At 37.4% G+C, this 25875-nt stretch carries 22 protein-coding genes and 2 pseudogenes; 9 read left to right on the top strand and 15 right to left on the bottom strand.

The window, feature by feature from the left end; genetic code table 11:
• Together IG80_RS0111320 and IG80_RS17070 are read left to right on the top strand one after the other, a co-directional pair.
• The coding region (locus IG80_RS0111320; RefSeq protein ID WP_156962208.1) for a transposase at nt 1–337 on the top strand (337 nt) is incomplete at its 5' end.
• 43 nt (nt 338–380) lie between these two features.
• Nucleotides 381–608, top strand: coding sequence for a hypothetical protein (locus tag IG80_RS17070; protein ID WP_156962210.1), 228 nt, complete (start codon nt 381–383; stop codon nt 606–608).
• A gap of 117 nt (nt 609–725) precedes the next feature.
• On the opposite strand, the gene IG80_RS0111315 is transcribed toward IG80_RS17070, so the two are convergent.
• From IG80_RS0111315 to IG80_RS12850, 9 genes and pseudogenes are all read right to left on the bottom strand, one after another.
• On the bottom strand, nt 726–2873 hold the full coding sequence (locus IG80_RS0111315) for a leucine-rich repeat domain-containing protein (protein ID WP_232224410.1): 2148 nt from the start codon (nt 2871–2873) through the stop codon (nt 726–728).
• 36 nt (nt 2874–2909) lie between these two features.
• On the bottom strand, nt 2910–4556 hold the full coding sequence (locus IG80_RS0111310; protein WP_032114134.1) for a leucine-rich repeat domain-containing protein: 1647 nt from the start codon (nt 4554–4556) through the stop codon (nt 2910–2912).
• Nucleotides 4540–4812 (bottom strand): hypothetical protein, encoded by a 273-nt coding sequence (locus tag IG80_RS0111305; protein ID WP_032114133.1) that lies wholly within the window; start codon nt 4810–4812, stop codon nt 4540–4542. The genes IG80_RS0111310 and IG80_RS0111305 overlap by 17 nt, the downstream gene beginning before the upstream one ends.
• A gap of 86 nt (nt 4813–4898) precedes the next feature.
• Nucleotides 4899–5807 carry a trypsin-like serine peptidase gene (locus IG80_RS0111300; RefSeq protein ID WP_032114132.1) on the bottom strand — a complete coding sequence of 303 codons (909 nt, stop codon included), beginning with the start codon at nt 5805–5807 and terminating at the stop codon, nt 4899–4901.
• Nucleotides 5804–6076, bottom strand: coding sequence for a hypothetical protein (locus IG80_RS0111295; protein WP_032114131.1), 273 nt, complete (start codon nt 6074–6076; stop codon nt 5804–5806). Before IG80_RS0111295 ends, IG80_RS0111300 begins: the two co-directional genes overlap by 4 nt.
• Nucleotides 6073–6348 carry a hypothetical protein gene (locus IG80_RS0111290; protein WP_032114130.1) on the bottom strand — a complete coding sequence of 92 codons (276 nt, stop codon included), beginning with the start codon at nt 6346–6348 and terminating at the stop codon, nt 6073–6075. Before IG80_RS0111290 ends, IG80_RS0111295 begins: the two co-directional genes overlap by 4 nt.
• A gap of 23 nt (nt 6349–6371) precedes the next feature.
• Nucleotides 6372–8192, bottom strand: a complete 1821-nt coding sequence (locus tag IG80_RS0111285) for a patatin-like phospholipase family protein (RefSeq protein WP_198027388.1) — start codon at nt 8190–8192, stop codon at nt 6372–6374.
• A gap of 566 nt (nt 8193–8758) precedes the next feature.
• Nucleotides 8759–8902 carry a hypothetical protein gene (locus IG80_RS15940; RefSeq protein WP_198027387.1) on the bottom strand — a complete coding sequence of 48 codons (144 nt, stop codon included), beginning with the start codon at nt 8900–8902 and terminating at the stop codon, nt 8759–8761.
• 5 nt (nt 8903–8907) lie between these two features.
• A pseudogene (locus IG80_RS12850) lies at nt 8908–11909 on the bottom strand (Tn3 family transposase).
• A gap of 154 nt (nt 11910–12063) precedes the next feature.
• On the opposite strand from IG80_RS12850, the gene IG80_RS0111275 reads away from it, so the two are divergent.
• Nucleotides 12064–12648: a recombinase family protein gene (locus IG80_RS0111275; RefSeq protein ID WP_032114128.1), complete on the top strand. Its 585-nt coding sequence runs from the start codon at nt 12064–12066 to the stop codon at nt 12646–12648.
• 103 nt (nt 12649–12751) lie between these two features.
• Here IG80_RS0111275 and IG80_RS17065 read toward each other — a convergent pair whose 3' ends face one another.
• Nucleotides 12752–13141, bottom strand: a complete 390-nt coding sequence (locus tag IG80_RS17065; RefSeq protein ID WP_052046408.1) for a LysR family transcriptional regulator — start codon at nt 13139–13141, stop codon at nt 12752–12754.
• A 283-nt stretch (nt 13142–13424) separates the two neighbouring features.
• Here IG80_RS17065 and IG80_RS0111265 point away from each other — a divergent pair, with 283 nt between their 5' ends.
• Together IG80_RS0111265 and IG80_RS13690 are read left to right on the top strand one after the other, a co-directional pair.
• Nucleotides 13425–13823 (top strand): response regulator, encoded by a 399-nt coding sequence (locus IG80_RS0111265; RefSeq protein WP_084756447.1) that lies wholly within the window; start codon nt 13425–13427, stop codon nt 13821–13823.
• A 156-nt stretch (nt 13824–13979) separates the two neighbouring features.
• A complete protein-coding gene (locus tag IG80_RS13690) occupies nt 13980–16391 on the top strand; it encodes an ATP-binding protein (protein ID WP_052045950.1) in 2412 nt (803 codons plus the stop codon).
• Between the two features lie 255 nt (nt 16392–16646).
• Here the strand turns inward: IG80_RS13690 and IG80_RS17060 are convergent.
• The 3 genes and pseudogenes from IG80_RS17060 to IG80_RS0111245 form a co-directional block, all read right to left on the bottom strand.
• Nucleotides 16647–17213, bottom strand: a pseudogene (locus IG80_RS17060) (group II intron maturase-specific domain-containing protein); the annotation flags it as partial.
• A 52-nt stretch (nt 17214–17265) separates the two neighbouring features.
• Nucleotides 17266–18471, bottom strand: a complete 1206-nt coding sequence (gene ltrA / locus IG80_RS0111250; RefSeq protein WP_156962095.1) for a group II intron reverse transcriptase/maturase — start codon at nt 18469–18471, stop codon at nt 17266–17268.
• A gap of 283 nt (nt 18472–18754) precedes the next feature.
• Complete coding sequence (locus tag IG80_RS0111245; protein WP_032113179.1) at nt 18755–19003, bottom strand: hypothetical protein; 249 nt, start codon at nt 19001–19003, stop codon at nt 18755–18757.
• A gap of 196 nt (nt 19004–19199) precedes the next feature.
• Here IG80_RS0111245 and IG80_RS0111240 point away from each other — a divergent pair, with 196 nt between their 5' ends.
• Nucleotides 19200–19910 carry an IS6 family transposase gene (locus IG80_RS0111240; protein WP_032114126.1) on the top strand — a complete coding sequence of 237 codons (711 nt, stop codon included), beginning with the start codon at nt 19200–19202 and terminating at the stop codon, nt 19908–19910.
• Here the strand turns inward: IG80_RS0111240 and IG80_RS0111235 are convergent.
• Nucleotides 19887–20108: a hypothetical protein gene (locus IG80_RS0111235; RefSeq protein WP_032114125.1), complete on the bottom strand. Its 222-nt coding sequence runs from the start codon at nt 20106–20108 to the stop codon at nt 19887–19889. The genes IG80_RS0111240 and IG80_RS0111235 overlap by 24 nt on opposite strands.
• A 141-nt stretch (nt 20109–20249) precedes the next feature.
• On the opposite strand from IG80_RS0111235, the gene IG80_RS0111230 reads away from it, so the two are divergent.
• Together IG80_RS0111230 and IG80_RS0111225 are read left to right on the top strand one after the other, a co-directional pair.
• A complete protein-coding gene (locus tag IG80_RS0111230) occupies nt 20250–21551 on the top strand; it encodes a hypothetical protein (protein WP_032114124.1) in 1302 nt (433 codons plus the stop codon).
• A gap of 191 nt (nt 21552–21742) precedes the next feature.
• Entirely contained in the window at nt 21743–23401 is a 1659-nt protein-coding gene (locus IG80_RS0111225; RefSeq protein ID WP_032114123.1) for a hypothetical protein, read from the top strand.
• Between the two features lie 808 nt (nt 23402–24209).
• On the opposite strand, the gene IG80_RS0111215 is transcribed toward IG80_RS0111225, so the two are convergent.
• Nucleotides 24210–24713, bottom strand: a complete 504-nt coding sequence (locus IG80_RS0111215; protein WP_156962206.1) for a hypothetical protein — start codon at nt 24711–24713, stop codon at nt 24210–24212.
• Nucleotides 24714–25250: 537 nt separating this feature from the next.
• On the opposite strand from IG80_RS0111215, the gene IG80_RS0111210 reads away from it, so the two are divergent.
• Entirely contained in the window at nt 25251–25580 is a 330-nt protein-coding gene (locus IG80_RS0111210) for a hypothetical protein (protein ID WP_032114120.1), read from the top strand.
• Nucleotides 25581–25875: the final 295 nt, after the last annotated feature.

The following is a 25875-nucleotide window of genomic DNA, read 5'->3' as shown; positions in this document are numbered from 1 at the left end:
AGCTGATATGCCTGATGTCAGTCGTTTTGAGAATGCCAAACAATATGCTGCTTTTGTAGGTGTTACTCCATCTCATTTCCAATCTGGAACGTCTGTTAAGGGTAAATCTCATATCTCCAGATTGGGTTCTAGGAAGATTAGAAAAGCGCTCTATATGTCGGCGATTGTTGTAAAAAATCATAACAACGCTTTTCAAGCCTTTGTAAATCGCCTGGTAAGTAAAGGTAAACGTCCAAAAGTTATAATTGTCGCTATCATGAGAAAGCTACTCCATATATTTTTTGGAATCTTGAAAAGTAATAAATCTTTCAATCAAAATCTTGCTTTTCATTGTTGACACTAAAGACGGTATCTTTATGTAAACGGACCCAAGAGCAAAAATCTCAAAAGTAGGTTCTGCCAGCCTACGAAAAGCCTTATATCTACCGGCTATTACGGCTAAAAACCATAACCCGCTTCTGAAGGAATTTGCTCAGAAATTAAAACAAAACGGCAAATCTACAAAGGTAATTATCGTGGCTATTATGCGAAAAATGATTCACATAATCTACGGAATTATTAAATCTAAGACACCTTTTAATCAGAAATCGAACATAAATTATGCTTGATTAGAAACACAGTATCAAACTAACCCACTAAGGCAGTTAAATGATCCTTAAGTCGGTTGGCTGTTCCATTGCTCCCTTAACCCCTATACCTTTTACCCGTTTAGTGGCCAACCCTCTTTACTCAGTTAAGTTGATGGTACCCACTTTAGTATTAAGCCAATTTTTTATCTGATCCCCACTTGCATTGAAAGTCGTGTGCTGAAGGCTAATTCGCTCAAGCCTATCTAAGTGACTGAGACTTTCAGGTAAACGTTCAATTAAGTTACCACTCAAGAAAAGAAATCTTAAGTTAGTCAAGTTGCCTATGCCTCTTGGAAGTATGGTAAGGTTATTACCACTGAGATTAAGCTCTTGGAGGGCGGTAAGGCTGCCAATCTCCTCAGGCAAGCTTTCCAGTTTGAGACCAAGGCTAAGCCTTTGTAAGTTCACTAATCTGCCTATGCCTCTTGGAAGCATGGTAAGGTTATTATAGTTTAAAACAAGCTCTTGGAGGGCGGTAAGGCTGCCAATCTCCTCAGGCAAGCTTTCCAGTTTATTGAGACCAAGGCTAAGCCTTTGTAAGTTCACTAATCTGCCTATGCCTCTTGGAAGCATGGTAAGGTTATTATCCGTGAGATAAAGCTCTTGGAGAGCGGTAAGGCTGCCAATCTCCTCAGGTAAGCTTTCCAGCTTATTGTGATCAAGGATAAGCCTTTGTAAGTTCACTAATCTGCCTATGCCTCTTGGAAGCATGGTAAGGTTATTACCCGTGAGATAAAGCCCTTGGAGAGCGGTAAGGCTGCCAATCTCCTCAGGCAAGCTTTCCAGCTTATTGTGATCAAAGCCAAGCCTTTGTAAGTTCACTAATCTGCTTATGCCTCTTGGAAGCATGGTAAGGTTATTATAGTTTAAAACAAGCTCTGGGAGGGCGGTAAGGCTGCCAATCTCCTCAGGCAAGCTTTCCAGTTTATTGAGACCAAGGATAAGCCTTTGTAAGTTCACTAATCTGCTTATGCCTCTTGGAAGCATGGTAAGGTTATTATGGTTTAAAACAAGCTCTTGGAGGGCGGTAAGGCTGCCAATCTCCTCAGGCAAGCTTTCCAGCTTATTGTAATCAAGGCTAAGCCTTTGTAAGTTCACTAATCTGCCTATGCCTCTTGGAAGCATGGTAAGGTTATTATAGTTTAAAACAAGCTCTTGGAGGGCGGTAAAGCTGCCAATCTCCTCAGGCAAGCTTTCCAGCTTATTGAGACCAAGGATAAGCCTTTGTAAGTTCACTAATCTGCCTATGCCTCTTGGAAGCATGGTAAGGTTATTACCCGTGAGATAAAGCTCTTGGAGAGCGGTAAGGCTGCCAATCTCCTCAGGCAAGCTTTCCAGCTTATTGAGACCAAGGATAAGCTTTTGTAAGTTCACTAATCTGCCTATGCCTCTTGGAAGCATGGTAAGGTTATTAATCGTTAGATCAATCTCTGGAAGGGCGGTAAGGCTGCCAATCTCCTCAGGCAAGCTTTCCAGCTTATTGTGATCAAGGATAAGCTTTTGTAAGTTCACTAATCTGCCTATGCCTCTTGGAAGCATGGTAAGGTTATTATAGTTTAAAACAAGCTCTTGGAGGGCGGTAAGGTTGCCAATCTCCTCAGGCAAGCATTTCATGTTCCCAAGAGAAAGGCTAAGTTTTTCAAGTTTAACCAAATTCCTTATTGATGAAGGAATGGTAAGGCTTTGGGTGTACATTGTAGAGCAGGACAAGGTTAGTGTTCGTAAACTTGGTAAACTTAAAAAATTTTCAGGAATATTCCTAAAATCCGCTCTAAGGCTTAAATGAGTAAGGGCTATGTTTTGGTTTACTGCTTTTACCAACTCTTCTAGCCCAGTATCTCCTACCATAATAATATTCCCCAAGCTCAGATCAGTTAAAGCGGCTTTATTGCTTAAGGCAGACCAAAGTCTAGGTGTTAAAGCAGGGCTAAAAACTTCTCCTCCAGAGAATGTAAATGTTTCCAACACTCTATTTTGCCTTAAGGCTGGAATTAAATGCAGCAAAGCTCTATTATAATCATATTTATTATATTCCATATATAGGCTAACTTTTAAGGAGCGAAGGTCCTTTATTTTATCGGAAAGTGTAATAACATCAGTTTGAACTAACTCCTGAAAGCTAATATCCATGGTAACATTCTCATCCCTAGGGTAATTTACAAGCTCTTCACAAGCTAAACTGGGAATTAGAGTGGATAGTTGACCTATAAAAAACAAGACTATAATTATAAAAAATTTCTTCATGTTGCTGAGCTCCATTTTAAGGGTTCCTCTTCAACCTTATAAGCTTGCAAATCTGCTTGATATGTTTATTTCCCATTCCTTTTCCATAAAAGAGTAGTCTTCTTCCTTCAAAGCAAAGGACTTTAAAGAAGAAAGAGAGATAAGTTTCATCACATACTGCAAATATTCCTTAGTATTAATTTCTCTGTGTAGAAGAAGGGTTCTTTTTATCTCTTCTAAAGGAGATTTATTCTGAATGGCAGTTTTGATAATTTCTCCTTTAGCTTTTAATCGGTCGGTTAACAAATTGTCTATTTCTTTGGTGGAAAAGATGGGGGATATCTTATTTCCCTCTAGATTAACATGAAGGAGTTTATCATTTTTGCCTGTAAGCCCTGTTAAGAGATATAAAATCCCCTCATCTGTAATGTGATTATGGCTTAAATTCAAAGTCGCAAGATTTATGTCTGGGTGGTCTAAATAACTAGCAAGGTCAACAATCTCGTCATTATTTAATTCTGTTTTGCTTAGATTAAGATGGATAATAGAAGGATGACCTACCACAAATTTCATGATTTCATGGATAGTGTCTATATCCTTAATTGGAAGTCCTTGCAAATCAAGCTCTATTCTATTTGAATCTTCTTCCCACGATTCAAGTATATGGAAAAGAGAAGCTTCATTTTTCATAAAAGCTATCGTTTCCTGAATTTGAGGAGTTATTCTTAAAGATCTTTTCTTCGCTGGATCTCCGAGACTTGCCCCTAAATGGAGCCCACTGAGATAATAATTATCCCTTATTTTAGCTACTAAGGAAGCTCCGCCGCTGCCTAAAGGAGTCTCTGTCTTATAAAAAATGAATTGTGATCCTTCTTCTTTTCCCTCTTCTTCAGGGTGGACTTCCTTCGTTTCTAATTTCTTAATTATTTCTTTAAAATAAAAAAGACTATACTGAATGCCCCTTTGTGGTATAGCTACATTCATAAATGGAAAAGTGAAATCCTTATCTAAAAATTTTGCAGGTGATGCCAGGGTAAGCAGTGCATAATTAAAGTTCTCGGCTTTTTCTGAATAATCAGTAAGGTATTGGGAAGGGACGCTGATTGATTGTACTGTTAGAGGTTTGGTGAAGCGCTTTTTTTGTTCACAATAGGAAAAAAATGTAATGAATTTAGGAGGATCCTTTTTATCATTAAATACACCTGAAGCTATCGTCAAAACATGTGCTGGGCTAATAAGCACACCACTACCATAAGTCAGATCCTCATTCTCAAAATAAACTTTCACTTGGCCGTGTATGAGCTGAATAAGTATTTCAGTAACATTAACCCCAGAAGGAATTAAACTTTTTTTACTTTGGGAAAGAAATTTTAACTCAGTAAACTTGTTTACCTTATCATTAAAGGTAAACAAGTTTACAGCAATCTCATCATCTTGGAGAACTCGCCCTAACCTTTTATGCTGCAAATAAGCACGATGCAAGGTAAAAAGAGATGAACTTAAATCTCGTACATTAGGAGAATCTGGTGATTCTAAGATAGAAGGAATTCTTTCTAGCAATTTTGGCAAGTTATTCAAATGAGTCAAAACTTCTCGTTCCTCCATAGAAGAACTAGCAAAGCAAGATTTTGATGAGTAAATACAGAAAAATATAAAAAATATGCTTTTGAAGCAAAAATATAGACTATTAGTTACTCTTTCCATCTTTTGCCTCCTCATCCTTTGTGTTTTCTACCCACCATTTAATGTTGTTAAAGGGAAAGCGGGAAATTTGTACGGCAGTATTTAAATCCTCCCCTTCACCAGGATTATAACCTTGGGTATGTATCCCAATGCTACAATACGTCCCGTTTTCCTCTGCGAGCCACACAGACCCCCCACTTTCACCCTCGTCTGTACCTACATTATGCTTTAATAAAAAAGATTCTATTTTTTTTATTATTCCCCCAGCAGTGCACATTTTATGGGCTTCGTTTCCTCTGGCATTTTTTTCCTCTGTTCCTGAAAACCCAGATATGTTTATCCCTTGTTGTAGGAGGTTTTCTTTTATTGAAATACCAAAAAATTTTTTTGAATAATAGGGTTTTTGAGTACGACCAATCCATAGTCATACTCATCTTCTTCTGATCCCTCAGTCCATCCTTTCACTATTAGCGCAAAATCCCCCAGTCTACTTTCCCACTTAAAAGACTGGGGAGGATTTTCAGTGCAAACAGCATGATAAAATGTAATACGGTAGGCCTCCTTTTCGAATTCTTTGATGCAATGACCCGCTGTGAGGACGTGGCGATCTCCAATGAGAGTGCCCGTTCCTATGGCAAACCCACTTGACCCTTCAAATTCAATTTTTAGCTTACCATGTACTGAGTAAGGCCAGTTATGAGGGGATAATACCTCTGTAAATTCATCTTTATTCTTATAAGTTTCCCAGTGTTTTCTCTTCTCTAATTTATAGGGAGGAGGGTTCCCCTGTGCCGGAGTATTGTAGGGATGGCCATTTTGAATGGGACTGTTATCGGGAAATATGTACGATGTACTTTGCTCATCCCGATATGGCCAAGGGAATGTACTTTGCTCATCTCGATTAGCCTTTATACGTTCATAAATTTCTTTAAGCTCATTAATTTTCTTCTCAATCTCCCCTGCTCTCAACGAGTTATCATCCAACTTGATGCAGTATGGTATATGCAACTCAAGATTACTAATCCTATAAAGATCATGATCATGGGAAGTTGCGTCCTGATCATTAATCCCACTAATATCCAATGTTTTCCGCCGTGCTTCCTCTAATGCCTCCCCCAATTGTAGTCTTTGATCAGGAGAAATATTTTGTATTTCATTTGTGAATAATTTTAAAGAGCGTAATAGGGAATCAAAATCCCCTTCTTCAGTGGAGAAGGCAAAACTTATATGCGATAGTAATATTAAGTTTACCCAGAAAAATATTTGCTTCATTTTAGCCTCTCAAAATTAAGCTTAAATCCATCTTCTATCTGAGCACTTTGTACTTGAGAGAATATTTTTAAGCTGTCTAAATCCGACTCTTTAATAGAGCACTGTAATTCAGGGGAATTCTTATGATCCTTAATTTTTAGTAAAATGGCCTGTAAGCCCACCAAGCCAATTTTATTATTACGGATGTCCAAAACGTTCAAGTTTTCTAGGAAATCTAAAGTTGAAGCAATGCTGATAGCCCCCGAATCACCTATCTCATTATTATTCAAGTCAAATACTTTAATTTTTTTCTGTATGGGTCGGTAATAAGCGCCGCTGCAATATCTTTTATTTTTTCGTCTGCAAGAGATAGGGTGGCTAAATTTACTCTGTCTTCTTCTTCAAGCACTTCTGATCTGGACTCAAGCTTCCGAGTCGTAGGAATAAAAGTATGCTCAGGAAGATTTTCAAGGATTAAGTTTTGGATTTCTTCATCACATGCTTGCCCATTCCAGCTGTGGAGTAAGAATAAGACCATTCCTAGCATGATTACTTTTTTCATTTTATTCTCCTAGAGGTGGTGGTTTAGTATAAAACAAATTTATAAGGTTTTTCGGAAAGCTTTTTCTTCAACTTCACAGGATTATTCACCTCTTTGACAGACAAGCATTCTATATGTGATATTCCCGAAAGAGGAATAATTTTCTGCTCTTTCCTATTCACTAAACTTAAAAGGACAAGTTCTGGAGGCATATTTTTAACCAAAAAATTTAGTCCATCGTTAGAAATGAGGTTATTAGAAAGATCAAGAAAATTTAGTTTGCTCTTTGTTAAAAAATTTCCCCCCGTTTCAAGGTGAGGGTCAGCAATATTATTGGAATGCAAAAGCAGTATTTTTAAATTATTGGCAAATGCCATGCCTGCCCAAAACTCTTTACCATTGTTCTCGTCTAAATCAGCACCCAAGTTATTTTGACTAAAGTCAAAGACTTCAAGGCAAGGGAAATTTTTTAAAGAGCTTAAATTTGATAATAATAATAAAGCATCTTTAGATTTCCTTATGGTATTAGCTAAGGAAAGCTTTTTAATATTTTGATATTGATTAAGAAAGGAAAGATCCTTACCAGAAAGAGGAATAAAACTTAAATCTAATACATTGAAAATTATTTTTGTTTTGTGCCTTTCAATCCTTTTGCTTAAGAGTTTATCTCCCTGACAGGCTTTAACTATTTCTTCTATAAATTCTTTGTTAACTGTATCTGAAAGTTTGGATTTAAATTGTTCTTGGCCATATGTTGTGAGTGTTTGAAGGTTGCCTGGTGTTGCATCATCAAACTTGTCATTTGCAACTGTCGGATCAATGGGAATATATTTAACATTGAAACTTCCATGGAGTTTTTCTAAAATTTCATGGGTATTCCTGCTTGTTCCTTGCATAATAAGGTTTAAAAATTCAGGAAAATACCAATATAGGCCAATTCCTCCTAATTCTTGAAATTGTGGATACTCAACTGCCTCTTGCTTTATGCCTGTCCCCAAAGACAGAATGTATATAGTCTGTTTTTTTCCCAGGCTGCTTAAAATCTTTTCATTTGTGAAAATATTTAACACTGGGTTATTTGCTACCAATCCACCATCAAGAAAGAAGTAACCTTTACTTTTTTCATATGCAGCAAAATAATATGGAGCTGCTGATGTTGCTAAAGCAGCATCTTTCATAGTAAACATCTCACTGCTATTCTCCAAAAGTACAAGTTTTCCAATATTAGCATTGTAGGTAGGTATAATGAGGGATGAAAAAGATTCACTAAGAAGCGGACTATCCTTACCTGTCAGCTTTTCAACTAGGTTGTCTAAATTTTTTCTGTTGTATTTAGGATGAAAACCCGACCGAAAATTTCTGTAAGTTCTATAGAAGTACCCTTCTTCTGAGGGAAAAAGGTCAGGCCCATTTTCTTTATAAAAATTTGCAATATACTTTGCATCGTAGCGAGGAGAAGTACCTTGCTTATTAGGAATATTAAGTCCTATTCCAATTAAACCACCTGTTGACGTACCTGCAACTACATCCATACATTCAGCCAGATGGACTCGTGCACCTAATTTTTCTTCTAGTTTGTCCTCTAGACTTTCAAGGTAAGCAGCAGGGATTAACCCCCGAATACCACCTCCATTAATTGAGAGAACAAAAAGTGGGGGCTCGTCACTAGCAAAAAGGGGTTTTTGAGTTGTATTCCCCAAGATTATAATTAAGGTTAAAACCACAACTCGAAATAAAGCCTTGTATTTCTTGCTTTGTGGAATGAACCCTTCTAAAAAATTGAAGCCTGAGCAATTTTGGTAAATACTTAGGAAGAAATGGATTAAATTACTTCTCAGAGAAACAATAAAAGGTAAACTAAACATATTACCCTCCTTTATTAAAGATTTATTGTATACAACATAAAAATTTGTGGAACGTTTAATATTCCATGAGTGATGGAAAACATGGCTTTTGTTTTTCATCTCTGTTTCTATTCTGGAAATTATTTTTTAAAAGTTAATATTACAGCAGTACTATTTTCAGCCCTTTATTAACTTCAAAAATACTTAAGGAACAATATGTTAATTACATTTTTAAGATTAAAGAATATATTAATGAACTACAGATAAATCTTCCCTTTATTTTCTCCTACCTTCATATTTCATGGATTTCGCATGGGCTCATTGCGTAAATAGGCCTATTTTCACCAGGTCTGTTTTAAAACAATGGCACCGTCAACTTAACAAAGGAGCAAAATAGGAATAAAGTAAGGCCCGGTGTGTACAAAGACCCTATTTTTTACCAACTTTGTTCCTAGTATAATAATGTAGTTGTCATTATGATCATTTTAGGAACTATGGGAAGCTCTATATTACTTTAAATAAATCTCAGGCATAAGCAAATTAACCTTGTAAATTTTCCAAAGCATGGTAATATTTCAATGTTATGATTACTCGATTTCTTCAAAATATCCTTCAGAAAGCCTTATTAAGGCAACCAGCTGTTGTTCTATTAGGGCCCCGTCAAGTCGGAAAAACCACTCTTGCTCATCAAGTTGAGGGTTGGCCACTAAACATGTAAAAAGTATACGCATCCTTTTTAAACAGTTGTTTTTAATAAATCTAATTTTAGATTAAGATCTCGTTCGTCCAGTAATGGTTCTACAGTTTTATCCAAATTCAGTATATAACTGCCAAACCTATTAATATGTTGAGTACGGTAGGGAGCAAGTTTCTTTAGAAGAGCTGGCTCAATAACATAACCTTCAGCGTTTAACTCATTTAATGCTCTTGTCATTGAACGCATGGTATGTAGGATAATTAAATTTGCGACGAGGTGGTTATATTTTATAATTTTACGCTGCTCATAGCGATTATTTTCTGTAATAATGCCCTCACCACCAAAAAATGACCATTTCAAGAATTGGTTGAACTCCTCACTTTTGCAGGTAGCCGCCTGAATAGTTGTCCTTAATTCAATGTCATCAATGTAACGAAGTAGAAACTCGGTGCGGACCGCTCGGCCTAATTCACGAAAAGCAAAGTATACTTATTTTTACGGCTTTTGGTGCCGAGCTTACGCAAGATAGCAGAAGCTGTAAGTTTGCCGACTTTAATCGAAAGAGCGACTCTCAACATGTCGGGCAAATATCTTTCAATCAATTCCCAGTTAATCGGTTTATCAAATAAGGTTTCAATGTGTTGATAGACTGTTTCAGCATTGGGTTTGTAAAAATTTAAGTCTTTAAAATTTCGGATACGAGGCATGAGCTCAATCCCAAGCAGGTGGGCTAACCCAAATACTGTATAGCTTTGGGCATGAGTATCACCATGTAATTGGTTTGGCTGGATATCCGATTCATTTTTAATCAGACCATCCAGAATATAAAGCGCTTCATAAACTCCACAGGGAATAAAATGGCTAAACAAGGCGATATAGGTATCGGATACGTGATAATAACCTATTCCTCCATAACCACCATAGCGGATATGAAATTCGCAGAGCAGATTTTGTTCGTAAATATTCCATTTCGTCCCATCAGCACTGGCATGCTTACCATTGCCCCATTGTTTAGGAAGCATAAAATTGTTGTAACGATTGATGGTTTTAGTGATGGCTTTATCAAGTTTTTCCTCTGTTACATGGCGTAAGTTTAGCCATGCAATTTGACGACGACTAAACCCCTTAACCATACGGATTGTTTGTGTAGGGCCGAGATTAAACCCATAACAAAATAAGGTCAGGATGAACCGTAACTGTGGGGTTTCTATACGTGAAGAAAAACCAGATACAGGACGAAAATCCTGGCTCAAATTCAGCCACGCTTCAGTATCCACCAAAATATCAAGGATATTAGTTTCGGGTATTCGTTCAGCCAATAACTTATCCAATCTTCTCAGTTCTTCTGATGTTCCTGGTTGTTCTTTCTTTTTAATAACCAATTTATCATATTCTAGTCGAACAAAGCTATTTTCAGGAAATTTTTGATCAATTTTAGTTGCTTTGTTTTGTAAACGTTCAGAAAACGTAGAGGTAAAAACTTTAGCATTAACTTGCAGACCCATCATGAAAGTATATTCAGTAATTTGAGCCTCATACTCATTCCATGAGATTAGCTGATCCCGGTAATCAGCAAACTGATCACTTCCGGGTACAAATAAATCACCAGATTTAAGTTCAAGAGATAATTGACTAAGAACACACATCTCAAAATGATGCCTGGAGAAGCGGATGGTTTTATCTTGCTTGTCGGTTTTAGGCATGATCACCCACTTTAGCCAGGCCTTAGGTATCCATTCAATGGGGAAATATTCAGAATCTTGAGGTAATATCAGTTCCTGTTTTTTAGTGCGGCGGTTTTGCTTTATAAAATTGATAGCAAATTCTAAACTCGGATCGCTAGTGCTTGATCTAAGTGGAAGCAGCTCCAGGCAATCAAACAAAATTGACCTTTTGTTCTTGTAAGGAGCCAATAGAAAGGGAAAATAGTTGTTATCTGTGTATGCAAGTTGTGCATCACACTCTGCTATAAGTTGCTCGCTCTTGTCGGCTAGAAGGATATCAATTGCTTTGAACTTATTTTTTGGAGTCTTTTCTTGAGCATATGCTGTAACAATTTGTTTTAGCTGAGTTATGAGTTGCTCGACTTGAGTAGCCTGAGACAGTTTGAAAGTTTCCAATGCTTCATTCGCCAAATTATGCAACTTCTGAACCGAGCGAATCAGAATATCTGCTATGTCATCAAGGGCTTGTGCTGATTTTTGTCTAATATATATGCTCATAAGTGTATAGCGCTTTTCAGCGCGTGTTAACTTGAGCATGGCACTATCCATTGATTGAGCTTCAAGAAAAAAGTGATCTATTTTAGCTGGTGGAATGGCATTAATAGGGGGTAAAAGATGGCGCCATGCCTGTAACTCTCGTAAATAATCAACAAATTCCTTTATATGACGAGGAGTTGGTTTTTTAGCATCCTGTTTTAAGTTGTCCCATCCAGATGGCGTTTTATCTTCTTTATCAAGGAGTCTTTCCAGACGGTTCCTCATTTCCGCGTTAAGAGAGGGGTATACCTCTCGATAGCAATTTTCATTAACCTGTTGTCTGGCTTTCTGCGCCATGCGTCGTAAAAGACTGAAGGCTGGTAATTCAATCTTTAAGCGTACCAGCTCCTCCAACAAAACATTAATAATATCGGAAAGGTGGTTCTTGGTTTGTGCAGCCTGGACAGCAATTCCTTGCAAATAGTTTTTTGATTTTATATCGAAGGAAGTTATTCCCATAAACTCGCGGATCAGTTTGACATAGCGGGATTTTAACTGCTTTGGCTGATGAGCAATGGAAGCAATCAAACCAAGATCAATATTTAGGGATTGGGCAACATGGTCAATAATCGGTTTTGATATTTGATTAAAGGGTACAAAACGCCCAAGATATTGGAATGTTTTGAGTTGGACAAGGATACTTATCAAAGTAAGGGGCTGGCGTGTGCGACAACTTGCAAAAATTATCTCTTCCTCCTTTGGTGTGAATAATTCAGTCAGGAATTTTTCCGTCCAATCATTACGCAAGCGTGGGTAAGCTGTCTCATGAATAGCTGTCATAGAAATTTTTCTATTTTTGATGTGATTGTTGGGGTAATCTATGGCCAAAATCTATAGTTTATAGCCATGGCATTTGCAAGGAAATTAAGTCATTGAAAAACAAGGAAATCCAAAATGAAATTTCAGGGGGGTTTTTGGCCATGGGGAAACCTCTATGCGTGTAGGTCTTTATGCTAGGGTATCGACTTATGATCAACATACGCTTCCCCTTCAAATTGAAGCACTGCGAACCTATATCCATCATCGGAGGTGGAAAATTGTTATAGAAATTGAAGACATAGAATCGGGGGCAAAGGAGCGACCAAAAAGGGAAATATTATTACAAGCGGCTAGAAAACGAGAAATTGATGTTATCCTCGTCTGGAGATTAGATAGATGGGGCCGATCTTCGGGGGACCTTATTTTAACACTTCAAGAGCTTAACGATCTAAAAGTTGGATTTATCTCTCTCACTGAGGCGTTGGATTTTACGACAGCAACAGGGCGAGCCATGGCATCCCTATTGGCAGTATTCTCCCAGTTTGAACGGGAGATATTACGTGAGCGGGTTAAAGCGGGCATAGCTCATGCCAGGAAGAAAGGTACCTCTCATGGACGACCAAAATCAGCCGCATTTAATATTCAAGTAGTAAAAGAACTCTTTAAAAATGGATATAGTAAATCAGAGATTGCTAAAAAAGTTGGGATTAGCAGAACCTCTGTAAGAAGATTCTTACAAAATTCAACGAGTAACATGTAAAAGTAGAGATGTGTATACCTTTTACACGTTTAGTGGCCAACCCTCAATTAGGGCGCTTTCTTTACAAAGAGGCAAGCCTATACCTGTATATGTTTCTTCAATGTTAATTTTTTAGCTTCGGGTAAGCTTTCATGAAATAACAAAGGGAAGAAAACAAATACATAGATATAAAGTTAGAAATACTTACTACTTGCAAGTGTCCACTTACGTTCTGAATTGGCTGTTGCAATAGAAATTGTATGGGGGTAATTTCCCTAAAAACTTTTTCAACAACACAAAACAATTCTTCCCCTTTAGGGGTCAAGTTAATACCCTTACCATCACGAAAAAACAACTGATCGTCCAGAGCCACCTCCAATTCCCTTATGGTTCTGCTGATCGCAGATTGACAAGCCCTTAAATGGCGGCCCGCTTTTGTAAAGCTTTTAAAGTAAGCTACGTAATAAAATATCCTTAGTTTATTCCAATGCGGGAAATCTGACGAGGGATACAACAGGGCTCTCCTATAAATTTTACAGATTAGTAAATCAAAAAACAAAATAAACTTTAGCAGGATGACTCTAACCAACTAGAAGGATTTACCTTACCCTCCCATTTACACAAAAAAAGATCGCCATTCTTTTTTGATTTAAAAAGAATGTAAATTTTTTCCAAAATGATAAATTGTTATTTTATTTTTTTATTGCAGGGATAAATAGTGGTTATCACTATTCACCAATTATCATCTAGATAGTCATTATTTTTGTTATGTCAATATTCTATGCCTAGTATGAGAAATAATCATAGCAAGCGAGCAGCTTCACACAACCCTTTTTAGGCAAAACATTTTAGATCATCTTATAAATCAAACAGTCATTAAAACAATATTAAGCCGTAAAGGATGCTTGGTAACGGTTGTTGACAGTGGTATAAAAGCAGTCGAAGCTGTTAGAAAAGCAGCCTTTGATTTAGTTCTTATGGATGGGCAGATGCCAGAAATGGATGGCAGGGAAGCTACAATCCACATTCGCCGTTTGTTCTCAAAAAAAGAATTACCAATTATTGCGGTAACAGCAAGTGCTCTGAGAGAAGAGGAAGAAGAGTTTTTTGAAGCAGGTGTTAATGGATATGTGACTAAACCTATTCAAGCAAAAACTCTTATTTCGGCAATAACTAAATGCTTAACACTCACATAATTTATAAGGAAATTGCATAAAGTAAAGTTTTGACGCATCAGGGGCGATTGAGCTCTATATGCTTTTTCAGAGAATCTTTTATGATTTTCTCCTTTAAATAGAAATTAATTCTGTAAGAATAATATCGTTATTTTAAATAATTTATGAGGCGGCGATATGAGAAAGTATTTATTAGCCCTCATTCTGATGGTTGTCACTCTTCCACAAAAACAAGTATGGTCTATGTCTCCCACAGAAGAGGAAGAAAAGAAAACCAATCTGGAAATTACCCCACAACCTCAAATACGGACAGGTGGCCTTTCTCTCCTTGGTGAGGAGGAGGAGGATATGCCTACCCCTATTATAGGTTTACAAGAAGAAGCGGGCAGCTATAGCGGTCCTCAATGGGGTCTGTCGGAAAAAGAGATAGAGTATCTTTTTAAAAACTCTCAAGACTTTGTATGTATTCTCCAATTCGGCGGCCATTTTAAAAGGCTTAATTCTACTTGGCACTATCTATTAGGATGGGAAATTGAAGAGCTCCTGAGTACCCCTTATATCAATTTTGTCCATCCCGACGATATTGAAAAAACATTAGAATATGAAAATAAATTTGCGCCAGCAGGACTAATCAATCGTTATCGATGTAAGGATGGGTCTTATCGTTGGTTAGATTGGATAGGGCTATCAAGGACAACAGAAAAGGTAATAAAAGGTGAGAAAGATTATCCTCTTTCTATTGCCAGAGATATTACTTTAATAAAAAAACTAGAAATAGGTTTAGACCAAAGACTCACACAATCGGCGAGGAAGGAATGGTATATAAAACAAAGAATTTTAGAAGCTGTTACAGAAATTCAAAATTCACATATTAATAGTTTTTTTTACGAAAATGAGGAAAGTAATGAAGGTTATAGCTTACAAGTTATTCTGCAAAATTTCATCAGGTTGAGCGAAAGTGAGTTCGGGTTTATTAAGGAGATAACTTCTGACCAAATTGGTAGCCATCCTTCTCCTTATTTATGGGAAGGCAATTTTTCAGTCGAGAATTCCCCTATCAGACAAGAAACAACAAAAAACTTAGAGGGATTTTTCAACAATTTTATTGAAGATATTCTCTCCACAAGAGAACCTTTGATGGTGAATGATATTAAGAATTATTCTAAAAAAATTGAAATTCCTCTTGAGTTGCCACCATTAAAATCCTTTCTTGGCATACCTTTCCTAGCCCAAGGGAAAGTGATAGGTGTCATTGGACTCTGCAATCGTGTAAAAACTATCAATAGAAAACTCTTGGAAAACCTTGACCTTGTTGCTTCCTTATCAAGCCGCATTATTAATGAGAAATATATGAGGATGACTCAAATAGAAGGTGAGAGGTTACAACAACGCCAAAAACAAGCTGAAGCTGAAAACAAAGCAAAATCAAGCTTCTTAGCCCATATGTCCCATGAAATACGAACCCCATTAACAGGCCTTTTGGGTATGTTGGAACTTATTAACAAAGGAATTTTGCCTGACGAAGACCTAAATTACTTGCAAATGGCTCATGGCGCTGGTTTGTCGCTTTTAAGCATATTAAACGATATTTTAGATACATCAAAAATTGAAGCCGGTCAATTTAAGCTGGAAAATATTAAGTTTAATCCTCTTATTATTGCCCAAGAAGTAGTGCAGATGTTGTCATTAGATGCTCATAAAAAAGAAATAGACCTTACTCTGGTGACAAATTCTCAGCTTCCGCTTTATGTCATAGGTGATCCTACAAGGTTACGGCAAATTTTATTTAATCTAATAGGCAATGCTGTTAAATTTACTAGTAAAGGGAGCGTAGTGGTTTCTCTTAAGGGGAAATCTGATAAAGATCATATTAGGCTTGTAGGAGATGTTTGTCAAATTATCACCGGAAAAGTCACTGATACAGGCATGGGTATATCACCTGAAACTCAAGAGCGACTTTTTAAACCTTTCTCTCAATCAGATGACTCAATACTGCGTAGATTTGGAGGAACTGGCTTGGGATTGTTTATTACAAAGAAATTATGTGAAATGATGGGCGGGGATATAACAATCGTAAGTGAAGTTGATAAAGGTACGACCTTTCGCTTCCATATAAAAGTAGGCTACTCAAAAGATTTAATTTCTTCATTCGGGAGTCCGACTTCCCTAAGAGAAATTGAAAAACTACCAAATATTCGAGTGTTAGTCGCAGAAGATAATGCGGTCAACCAAATTATTTTAAAAACTTTGCTAACCAAAGCAGGATGTTCTGTTACTACGGTATGGAATGGGGCAGAGGCTGTAAAAGCTATCACCAAAGGCCACCCCCCCTATGATCTTGTCTTAATGGATGGTGAAATGCCTGTAATGGATGGTATTGAGGCAACTCAACAGATACGGGATAGATTGAAAATTACGGCGCAAACTCTCCCTATTATCGCTGTAACCGCCCATGCTATGGTAGAAGATCGTGAAAGATTTTTGCAAGCAGGTATGAACGGATACTTAACCAAGCCAGTACAAAAAGAGGGGTTATTTGAAGAAATCCTGAGATGCTTATCTTCCTCCTCTTATTTTGAAAGAAAGTGAAGTTAAACGAGAAATATTACTAAAAGAGGGTTGGCCACTAAATGTGTAAAAGGTATGCGCATCTTTTTTAAGATGTTGATTTTAATGAATTTAATTTGAGATTAAGATCTCGTTCGTCTAGCAGTGACTCCTATAGGTATCATGGGTGAGTAGAACGGCCAGATCACTCTGACCGAACCCTCCTCAGATCCGGACGTGCCCAATTAAGGCATCCGGCTCCCGATAGATCAGTGTCCCCACACGTATTCAGTGAGTTTAGAACATCGATATAGTTTTCCCAGCTTTTGGAAAGCCTATTGCTTTAAGTACTCGGTTGAAACGATCCCAACTCATTGAGTGACGTCCACCTTTTCGGTTTATCCATTTGAAAATAATACGCATGCAATGTTTTCTAAAAGCCTCTACCTTACGCCCATTATCAGAGACATTATGGTAATTAATCCAGCCTCTCACAACGCGCATTACAGTTTCCAAGATTTACCTTGCATGCTTTGTATTTAGATTATCTCTTAGAAATTTCCGTAGTCCTTTGAGTTTAGCGGTGAAACGATCTCGGCGGCTTGTAAGCTTTAATCGCCAAAATCCCTTTCTTGACTTCCCCCAATAGCATGTGAAACCCAAAAAGTTAAACGTTGGCAAGCGACTACCTTGCTGATGTGCTCGTTGTGCCGACCCAAGACCAGCTCTAATTAGCTGTGACTTTTCCGCGTGCATTTCGAGTCCATACTTGGACAACCTTTTCGGTAGGACATTGAAAAAGCGGTTTGCTTCATCTTGTCGTTCAAACGTGAACACCAGGTGAGTCAGCATCGGGAACTTCCCCCAATGCTGCTCGCAGAACGGTGCATGAACCTCTCGACTCACACCGCTCCCATTATCTAACCGGTGATCCAAGACCTAATCTCCAGTGAACAAATAATCCAGACTCGCGTTTTCTTACACGACCCAGCCAATTCCTTGCTCTGTGTCTATGCCTTTGGAATCTTTTGTATTTCCTCATAACCCATCGGATCAGATAACGCTCTATGTTACGCAAAAATGGATACATGGCCGATTTGTAGTATCGTCCATAGTAATTTACCCATCCTTGTACATAGGCATTGAACATCCTTGCTAGGTCATCAATGTTCTTGTCACTTCGCAGATGAATCTTCCAACTTCGGATTTCTTTTCTAATCCGATTTGCAGCTTCTTTGCTAATCGCGGGCGTAAAGTTTACAAAGCCCTTCCCCATCTTGTTCTTTGACAGACGAGGACGAAATGTGTACCCAAGAAAATCAAAACTTTCGTGCTCGTAAGAGCCCTTGCGATCCGAATCCTTACAATACACAATCTTTGTCTTCTCTGGATGTAACTCAAGACCACATTCTTTCAATCTGTTCCTGATTCCCTCCAGCACCTTTTCCGCTTGCTTTAGCGAACTACAGTGCGCCAAAATATCATCTGCAAAACGCTCATACTTTACATTAGGAAAGTATCTCCTCATCCACTCATCAAACGCATGATGCATGAATATATTGGCTAGCAAAGGGCTAGCAACTCCCCCTTGGGGAGTGCCTTTCTCCCTTTTGATCAGTTCTCCATCTTCTGTTTGTAAAGGGGCTTTTAGCCATCTCTCAATGTAAAGATGAATCCACTTCTCCTTTGTATGGAATTTTATTGCTTTCATCATCAATGAATGATCTAAGTTATCAAAGAAGCCTTTGATATCCAGATCAATACACCAATCCTGCCGCCAACAACGCTTCCTGGCTACTCCTACCGCATCCAATGCTGATCTCCCAGGACGATATCCATAAGAATCTTCATGGAACTTCGGTTCGACTATATTTTCCAAGTAGCTCTTAACAACTGCTTGTGCAATTCGATCCGAAACGGTCGGAATTCCTAATAAACGCTTACTGCCGTCAGATTTCGGTATTTCCACTGCCCTCACTGGTGGAGGAAAGTAGGTACCCGATGACATTCGATTCCATAACTTATAAAGGTTATCCTTTAAGTTTAATTCGAAATCTTCAATAGATTCTTCATCAACCCCAAAGGCCCCTTTGTTCGCCTTAACTCTTTCCCAAGCGGCCATTACGCTTTGCTTGGAAATACAAAATGGTTTCGTCTTACTCACTTCGTTCCTTCCATCTTCATGGTTGACTCAATAGTAAAACCAGATAACTCGACCCCTTCGCTCCATTAGCTTTCACTAACTTCCTCACTAATACGAGTCAATCCGCCCCTGTGCTCTGCTTTGGTACTCTAATCCTTGTGGGGCTTCCACTTGGATGTCTCCCTTTGCATCAGAGCACAAGTTCCCACGTTCCATATAAGAGCCTGAGTCAAGTTCATGCCACCTCTATGCCGGAGACCACTTAGCCAGTAAACAGGTTTCCGCTAAGCTTATCCCGAGTTAACGACTCCCCCTCGGTTTTGATCTCATCGATACGCTTTCGACACTTCAGCAGTGGTTTAATCGCTTCATCTCCTTGATTCTTACCTGATATCTTGCAAGATACCTTTTCTCTAACGCTCACCACCCTGGCTTTTGACCAGCGCAGCTTAGAGTGGTTTGAAGCCTCTTCCTGCAAAGCGGCTTCGGAGGGCCTACCTCCATCTCTCATACAGTTGCACACAAATTCAAATCATACTTCTGGCTTCATACAATCCTTCTTTGTGCTCGTGGCACACTATCGTCAGCAAATCTGATTAATTCTGCCCGTCCACGCAAGTGTGAATGTTTGATGGTGTCGTCAAATTGTTGAGATGGAGATGTAGTTATTGTAAGATTCTTGCAAAAATAAGAGAAAGTCCTTGATTATGCGAGATCATTATAAAGGATACCGTGTTCCTAAAAGTGTTATCGGCTTTGCTGTTCGCTACTATTACCGTTATAAAATCAGCTTAAGAGATTTAAGCGAAATGCTTGAGGATAGAGGCCTCTCTGTCACTTATGAAACTATACGAAATTGGTGCCAAACCTGGGGTCCTGTTTATGCCAGAGGTATTCGTCAGAAAAGAGGATCAGCTTTTAAAGACAAATGGCATATCGATGAAGTGAGAGTAAAGATAAAAGGGGAAGTTTTCTGGTTATGGCGGCTGATTGATAGTGAGGGAGAAGAGATTGATGTGCTTTTACAAAGGAGAAGAAATGCCAAGTCAGCTATCCGATTTTTAAAGCGAGCACTTAAAAAGTTAGGTGTATCTCCTCGAGTAATGGTGACAGATAAGCTGAGAAGCTATAGAAAGGCCCATCGAGTTTTACTCAAATCTGCAGAGCATCGATCGCACAAACGCTTGAATAATAGAATAGAAAATAGTCATCAGCCGACCCGAGAAAAAGAGAGACAAATGAGAGGTTTCAAAAGTGCGCCAAGCGCCCAAAGATTTTTGAGCAGTATGGGAGCCTTTCTTAACCTTTTAAAAGTAGGACGATATAAACAGAGCGCCAAAGAGTATCGACAAAAATTTATTCAATCTCTAGATATCTTTAACGAGATTGTGGCTTCACACCATCATTATGCCGAATAAGAGAGGAGAAGGGATCCCTATTTTTCCCCTCCAAACAACTTGACGACACCGGGCATCCTTTGTAAAGCCACCATTACAGATATACTCTTTTCGTGCCTTGGCATCTTTAGAAATAGAAAGTTTTGGTCCCGCAAAAATAGGAGAGGATATTGCAAGGATTAAACTGATGGTGGCAATAATTATGGATAGTTTACGCATTTATTCCACTTACCTATTCAGGGATATTTTCTAACAAAAGTCTAATAAACAACTTCTTAAAGTCTGATTAAAATATAAGAAAATTTTTACTCCCTCTAAGGGCCATAATGCTTTAAATCTGCATTTCTATTTATAGATTAGTTGTATAGGCTTGATATCATTAATGCTGGGTATTTAAATGTAAGTAAGAGACCTTATCATAGCTGGCTTGATAACAGAACTGCTACAATCTTTATAAGTTCATGGGAAGGCGATCGAGTCCTAACTAATAACAAAGACACCGCTTTAGAGGGGTTCTTAAATTATATACTTAATACAAATAATTCCCCAAGTGTGCCTCCTAACGTTAATGTGGTAAGCTGGCTTAATTATGATGAAGATGTAACCCAGAAGCATACGGAAGAAAATTTTGCGGACAATTTTTTTAAACTAGACATGCCACAAATAATTAATAAGCTATTAGAAGATAACACAAACATTTTATCTCCTATAGGAGAAGGTATAACTTATTCTTCTCCTATAAAAAATAAACGGAAAAGAACAGAAGATAGCAAAGCTCCAAAGATTTTCCCGCCTCTATTGGAAATAGAAATTCTTATTGAACTATCAAGCTTCTACGATGTATGTGCTGAAATAGCCGACGATAGTCGGGAAAGCTGTCGTTCCCTGCTGTATGCTATTTCTAATCCCAAAAAAGACATGCCAAGAGGCAAAGTTAGACAAAAAGTAAGTAAATATAGAAACAAGATCGTTCAATGGACGGAAGAATTAAAAAAAGAGCATTTTTCTTTACTTAAAAATTTAAATATTAGATTTCAAGTAGCATCTCTAGGAGATTCAACCAGAGAAAGAGAAGATTCGTCTCACCTATACCCTATATGCAAAGATCTAAATAGTTTAACCATGAATGACGATGTACCTATTTTCTGCACACGGTTAAATTTATACGTAAATAGAGATGAGGTAATAGAAAGCTTAAATGAAAGAATTTTGCAAGAAACACAAGCAGACGGAAAATTCAAGAAAAAACATCCTAGTTTATATTGTTGGCTACAAGAAGTTTCAAATTCACCGATTAAAAGTCCTGACAAGGAAGATAATACCTTTTATGAAAGAAAAAGAGCAAAAGTGACAGAGCTCTTGAAAAGAATAAATGAGACAGATGCACAGAAAAAACAAAATCGGCGGGAGTTTAGTCAAAAACTCTTTGATAGCTTTCCAAAAGTTCGGGGAGGATCCCAATATTCTAGATATTCCGGAATGGTTAATGGAAAGAGAGTAATATGGGAAGAAGGACACTCGGGCACTAGATTAACAGTTGATAATATTCCCGCATGGAAACCCAAAAATCCAAAAAAAGTTCTTATTAATGAAGCTTTTGGAAAGGATTACGGTTACACTTTAGAAAGTCTTCCAAAAGTAGAGATTCAGAGGCTTAATTAATAAAGTTTAAGATAAGGCAAGGTTTTGACCATTTTTTAGGGGTTTTTTGCCCCTCACCGCGAGAATTATGATTCTCAAGATCAATAATCTAAAGAACCCCCTAAAGGTCAAAAAAATTTTTCTTGCGATTTAAAAAGTGGCTCCCAATGTAAGTTAAAGAAAAGTATTTTGTAAAGATTAGGTGACCAATAATGAAAAGTTTTAAACAATTAATTTTTAAGTTATACGCGGTAGCGGGTGCGCTTACTTATATATCTTTGCCAGTTTGCGCAGCTCAAGATATGAAAGAGATTATTGATATAGAATTTAGCGACGGAAAGAAAGCAATCTATAATGGTAATGGTCTTTCTTTCCCAGGACCATCATGTATTTCTGCTGATTTTTCTATGACCCCAAATGAGATTAGGTATGGTAATGCCTATATCAATCGTACTTTACCCCTTTCTCAACTTATCGGCCAATTACAAAATACTTCAGGTGTTAGAAGCGCAATATTACGCACTGTTCCTTTATCTTTCGATGAAAAATACCAGAGAGAAGTAGGGATATTTAATAATGCCCAAACTGTTGAACAACCTCTCCAACAACAAGTTGATTTAATTCGTAATTTTTATGCCCTCACCCTGCAATACCAAAATGAAGGATCAAAACTTGCAGGTCAAAATATCCCTATAATTCAATCAATTTTAGGTATTAACCTTGCCAACTTATCAGCTAGTCAAGAAGAATACGCTCAACGCGTACCTTCTTTAAGGGAAGCGGTTAACTTACTTGATGAAAGTGCTCGCTCTGGGACACAAACAGCTATTCAAAATGCTCCTCAGGCTAATTTTTTACTTGCTGTTGCCTTGATAAATTCTACTAATGAAGAAGAGTCTATGGAAAGATCCATTTCTCTGTTAAGAGAGGGGATTAATTTTATGGGCAAAGCAAAGAAAATGGGGCGAGCAGGAGTCGAGAAGCAATTTGCATTGGCAAACTATATGCTTGCTGAGCACCTATATTTAACAGTTTTTCCGGATCAATTACCTAAGAAACTTCTTAACCCCAATGACGTATTAACTTTAAGAGAAGCTTATGGGTTATTAACCCTTGCGAAAAAAGATCATCCTTCTGCTGTAGATTTATTTATGCACATTCAAGGCATTCTTGATCAAGTAACTCCTTCTGTGCTTCCCGCGTCTTCCTCACAAGGACTTTCCCAAAAATTAGCTTCTTTGTCTTTGACTTCAAAAACCTCAGAGGAGGAGAAGAAAGAAACGGTTGTTTCGAGCTCTCAGTTATCCTTAGAAATACCTCAAGAGCTTACCAAAACGATTGAAGATTCAAGTAATGGTAAGGCTCCTTTTTGGTTTTTGCCTAACTTAGTAAAAGATAATGAAGTCTATAGACAAGAGAAGTATTTGCCGGTTTATCTTCAGTTGCTTGCAAACCCAAAAGTTTGTGACCTTACTAAAATGGGATTACTACAAAACTACCCTCATCCTAAGCTCATCTGTTCTTATCTTTTGGCTGAAAGAGTTGGTATCTCTAGTTATAAAGAGATTGTAGAAAAGTTAGTTACAAATAAAGAATTTATGAATACACAAGGGTTATCATTCTTTTTACAATTAATTACTACGAAAAAGAGCTCGTTAATTGAAGCGAGATATATTTTCAAATATCTCACAGAGGAAAAAATATTCACCATAGATGAGATGATTTATCTTGCTTTTGAGAGCATGAAAGACGAAGAAATTAAATTCTTTTCACAGAATGATATTATCTCCTATGTCGAAAAAATGCCTGGATATGAGCCCAATGTACATGGCATTAAGATAGCTGATTTCTTAAAATCTAAGAACAATTAGCCAATTTATCATCATAGTTACGATGAATTACTCAAACTAGAACAGTTAAAAAAGTAGTAGTACTCTCTTTATTGATGAGCAAGTTGTAGGTGCGGTTTTATAAGAAGAGACTTTGAGGCGGTTTTTTCAGTGGGGTGACCTAGAGCAAGTGCTCTAGGTTCCCACAGAATTAAATAGGCTAATTCCGAGCAAGAGGGAATCCATGGGGAAGCAGCCACAAGCCGGTTTATGGCTGACAATAATCAGACCGCTTTGGACCTACATACACACTGGGCCATTAAAGAAGTAACACTTAGATATTTTCTAAATTTCATCATCTTCATCCATATCATCAAGGAATGGTCTTATAAAGGCTTGAGCCTCGTGGACAGAAATGCCCGCGCGGGGTTCTTAGGAGAGTTGGGCTCAGCAATGGGCCCTGCTTATCCGGCGTCGTTAGGAAAACCAAGGAAAAATACGTTATGAATTTATTAGTATTTCAATATTTTTGTTTCTGCAGATTTTAAGGCAAATTGGGTCCATGTAATTTTAATGACTAACTAGTCGACCCTGAAGTAAGAGTTTATTAAATGAACCCCTCTTTTTTTGATAATCCCTATCGTGGGCCTCGTCATGAATAACAGCACGATGAAGGCAAAAAACTCCCTCAGATAGTTGATGACGATGTCGAAATGGATGCAGCAAATCAGAGATTGCTAAAAAAGTGGGAATTAGCAGAATCTCCGTAAGGAGATTCTTACAAAATTCAACAAAGGCCAATTAAAAATAGAGATGTGTACACCTTTTACACGGTTAGTGGCTAACCCTCTTAGTAGTAGTCGTTTGTATCACTATCACTACCACTACCATCACCTCCACTAAGCTCGTCTGCATCTTCGGGCGCCTTAGCTTTTTTACGTAACATTTTTACAACGGCACTAAGTGAATCTACCCCTTCGTGCGTACCTGCAAAATTGAATTCGAGGGCACTACAAGGCGCAAAATAACCCTCAGGAATTTCTTTAAGAAATGCTTTTACTGCGTTAAGAGATGGCTTGCTCTTAATATTATTAAAGCTAATAATCTCTGATTGACTTTCTTTCAATGCCCCTAAAACAACATTTCCATCTAAAACCTCATAAAGGTTATCCACGTTCGGTCTAAATGTTTTAAAATTAACAATTACTCCCTCATCTTCCTCCCCCACAGAAATTTCCCAGCCAGCATTTGTTAAATTTATAAATCCAAAGGTAAAGACTAAAGCAGTTAAAATGATATGTTTATATTTCATATTTTTACCTTTTTTCTTGTAATTAAATAAAGCTATATTCAACCATACCTGATATAACACACAGATTATAAAGTACAGTTAGAATTATAATAAATTTATAGTTTTTTCTTAAAGAGGTAAGGAGAAAAATAAAATATTTTTTACAGCATATTTTATGATTTTTTCTACTTCGGGTTAAATGCTCATATAAGGGGTAAGCCAGATTGGTATCTCCATCAACTATTTTGGTTCCGTCAAGTTATTTAGAAATAATAAAATAGACATGCCTTCTACCCTCTTATTTATTTGACATAATCGTGGGGTGACGCCACAATCTCATTAAAGATATCAATTGGCCAACTAAATTTTGTCGATACTCTTTGGCACTCTGTTTATATTGTCCTATTTTTAAAAGATTAGAACTTGTCTGGTAAAAAGGAAAAATGCTAAGTTAATAGGTAAAAAAACCGATACGATGATGTTTTAGATGTATTTAAGTGACCTTAATGATAAAAAGTGGGACTTAATTAAAAACTATTTTACTCCTAAAGATTTTCGAGGATGTAAACTCAAACATGATAAAAGAACTAATTCACCCTTATGCCAAAAACAACAACAATATGGTTGTATTTAACCTGTTTTTATCACGCAGCCGTAATAAAATATAAAGAAAATAACTTAGTAGAATCTTGGAAATATTTTATGATTTTTTTTAAAGATATAAAAAAATTTTGCAAAACTTTTTTGGATGAAAAAGAATATTTATACTTAGAAACTAAAGGAATTTTTGATAATTCCTATGATAATAAGAGGCGAGAAGATTATGATGTGAAGCAATTCTTATATAATAGCACTATAATATTCTCTGCCATATATGGTCCCCACCACCCCTTCATACAAGATTATGTTCAAAAAAATGCTGTTTTTTAAAGAGACTTAATTACAACTAGCGGTCCTGTTGTAAAGTGCCATGATATTCTGCATGTTTTCAGCCAAATTATTTTGCCAATCTTTTAGGAAGCATGGAGTGGTAATCCCCCCTATAAAACCGGACATAGTAATCTAGCTTCTAAGAGATAGGAGAAAACCTAGTAATAAGAATGAAACGATTCACGTGATCACGTCTGTTCAGCGGCGGCGCTGGAGTGCATTTGAAAAAAAAGCAATCGTAGAAGAGACATATGAAGCTGGTAAAAGGGGGCCATCAAGTTGTTGAGATGGAGAC

It is taken from the genome of Candidatus Paracaedibacter symbiosus (genome assembly GCF_000757605.1).
Taxonomy (GTDB): domain Bacteria; phylum Pseudomonadota; class Alphaproteobacteria; order Paracaedibacterales; family Paracaedibacteraceae; genus Paracaedibacter_A; species Paracaedibacter_A symbiosus.
This window is presented reverse-complemented; position numbering and strand designations above follow the sequence as displayed.

What these genes read in the sequence shown, in the direction of transcription:
- IG80_RS0111315 (WP_232224410.1), bottom strand. Translation starts at nt 2,873, where the DNA reads ATGAAGAAATTTTTTATAATTATAGTCTTGTTTTTTATAGGTCAACTA.
- IG80_RS0111310 (WP_032114134.1), bottom strand. Translation starts at nt 4,556, where the DNA reads ATGGAAAGAGTAACTAATAGTCTATATTTTTGCTTCAAAAGCATATTT.
- IG80_RS0111305 (WP_032114133.1), bottom strand. Translation starts at nt 4,812, where the DNA reads ATGTGCACTGCTGGGGGAATAATAAAAAAAATAGAATCTTTTTTATTA.
- IG80_RS0111300 (WP_032114132.1), bottom strand. Translation starts at nt 5,807, where the DNA reads ATGAAGCAAATATTTTTCTGGGTAAACTTAATATTACTATCGCATATA.
- IG80_RS0111290 (WP_032114130.1), bottom strand. Translation starts at nt 6,348, where the DNA reads ATGAAAAAAGTAATCATGCTAGGAATGGTCTTATTCTTACTCCACAGC.
- IG80_RS0111285 (WP_198027388.1), bottom strand. Translation starts at nt 8,192, where the DNA reads ATGTTTAGTTTACCTTTTATTGTTTCTCTGAGAAGTAATTTAATCCAT.
- IG80_RS15940 (WP_198027387.1), bottom strand. Translation starts at nt 8,902, where the DNA reads ATGCGTATACTTTTTACATGTTTAGTGGCCAACCCTCAACTTGATGAG.
- IG80_RS0111275 (WP_032114128.1), top strand. Translation starts at nt 12,064, where the DNA reads ATGCGTGTAGGTCTTTATGCTAGGGTATCGACTTATGATCAACATACG.
- IG80_RS13690 (WP_052045950.1), top strand. Translation starts at nt 13,980, where the DNA reads ATGAGAAAGTATTTATTAGCCCTCATTCTGATGGTTGTCACTCTTCCA.
- ltrA (WP_156962095.1), bottom strand. Translation starts at nt 18,471, where the DNA reads ATGGCCGCTTGGGAAAGAGTTAAGGCGAACAAAGGGGCCTTTGGGGTT.
- IG80_RS0111245 (WP_032113179.1), bottom strand. Translation starts at nt 19,003, where the DNA reads ATGAGAGATGGAGGTAGGCCCTCCGAAGCCGCTTTGCAGGAAGAGGCT.
- IG80_RS0111240 (WP_032114126.1), top strand. Translation starts at nt 19,200, where the DNA reads ATGCGAGATCATTATAAAGGATACCGTGTTCCTAAAAGTGTTATCGGC.
- IG80_RS0111235 (WP_032114125.1), bottom strand. Translation starts at nt 20,108, where the DNA reads ATGCGTAAACTATCCATAATTATTGCCACCATCAGTTTAATCCTTGCA.
- IG80_RS0111225 (WP_032114123.1), top strand. Translation starts at nt 21,743, where the DNA reads ATGAAAAGTTTTAAACAATTAATTTTTAAGTTATACGCGGTAGCGGGT.
- IG80_RS0111210 (WP_032114120.1), top strand. Translation starts at nt 25,251, where the DNA reads ATGCCAAAAACAACAACAATATGGTTGTATTTAACCTGTTTTTATCAC.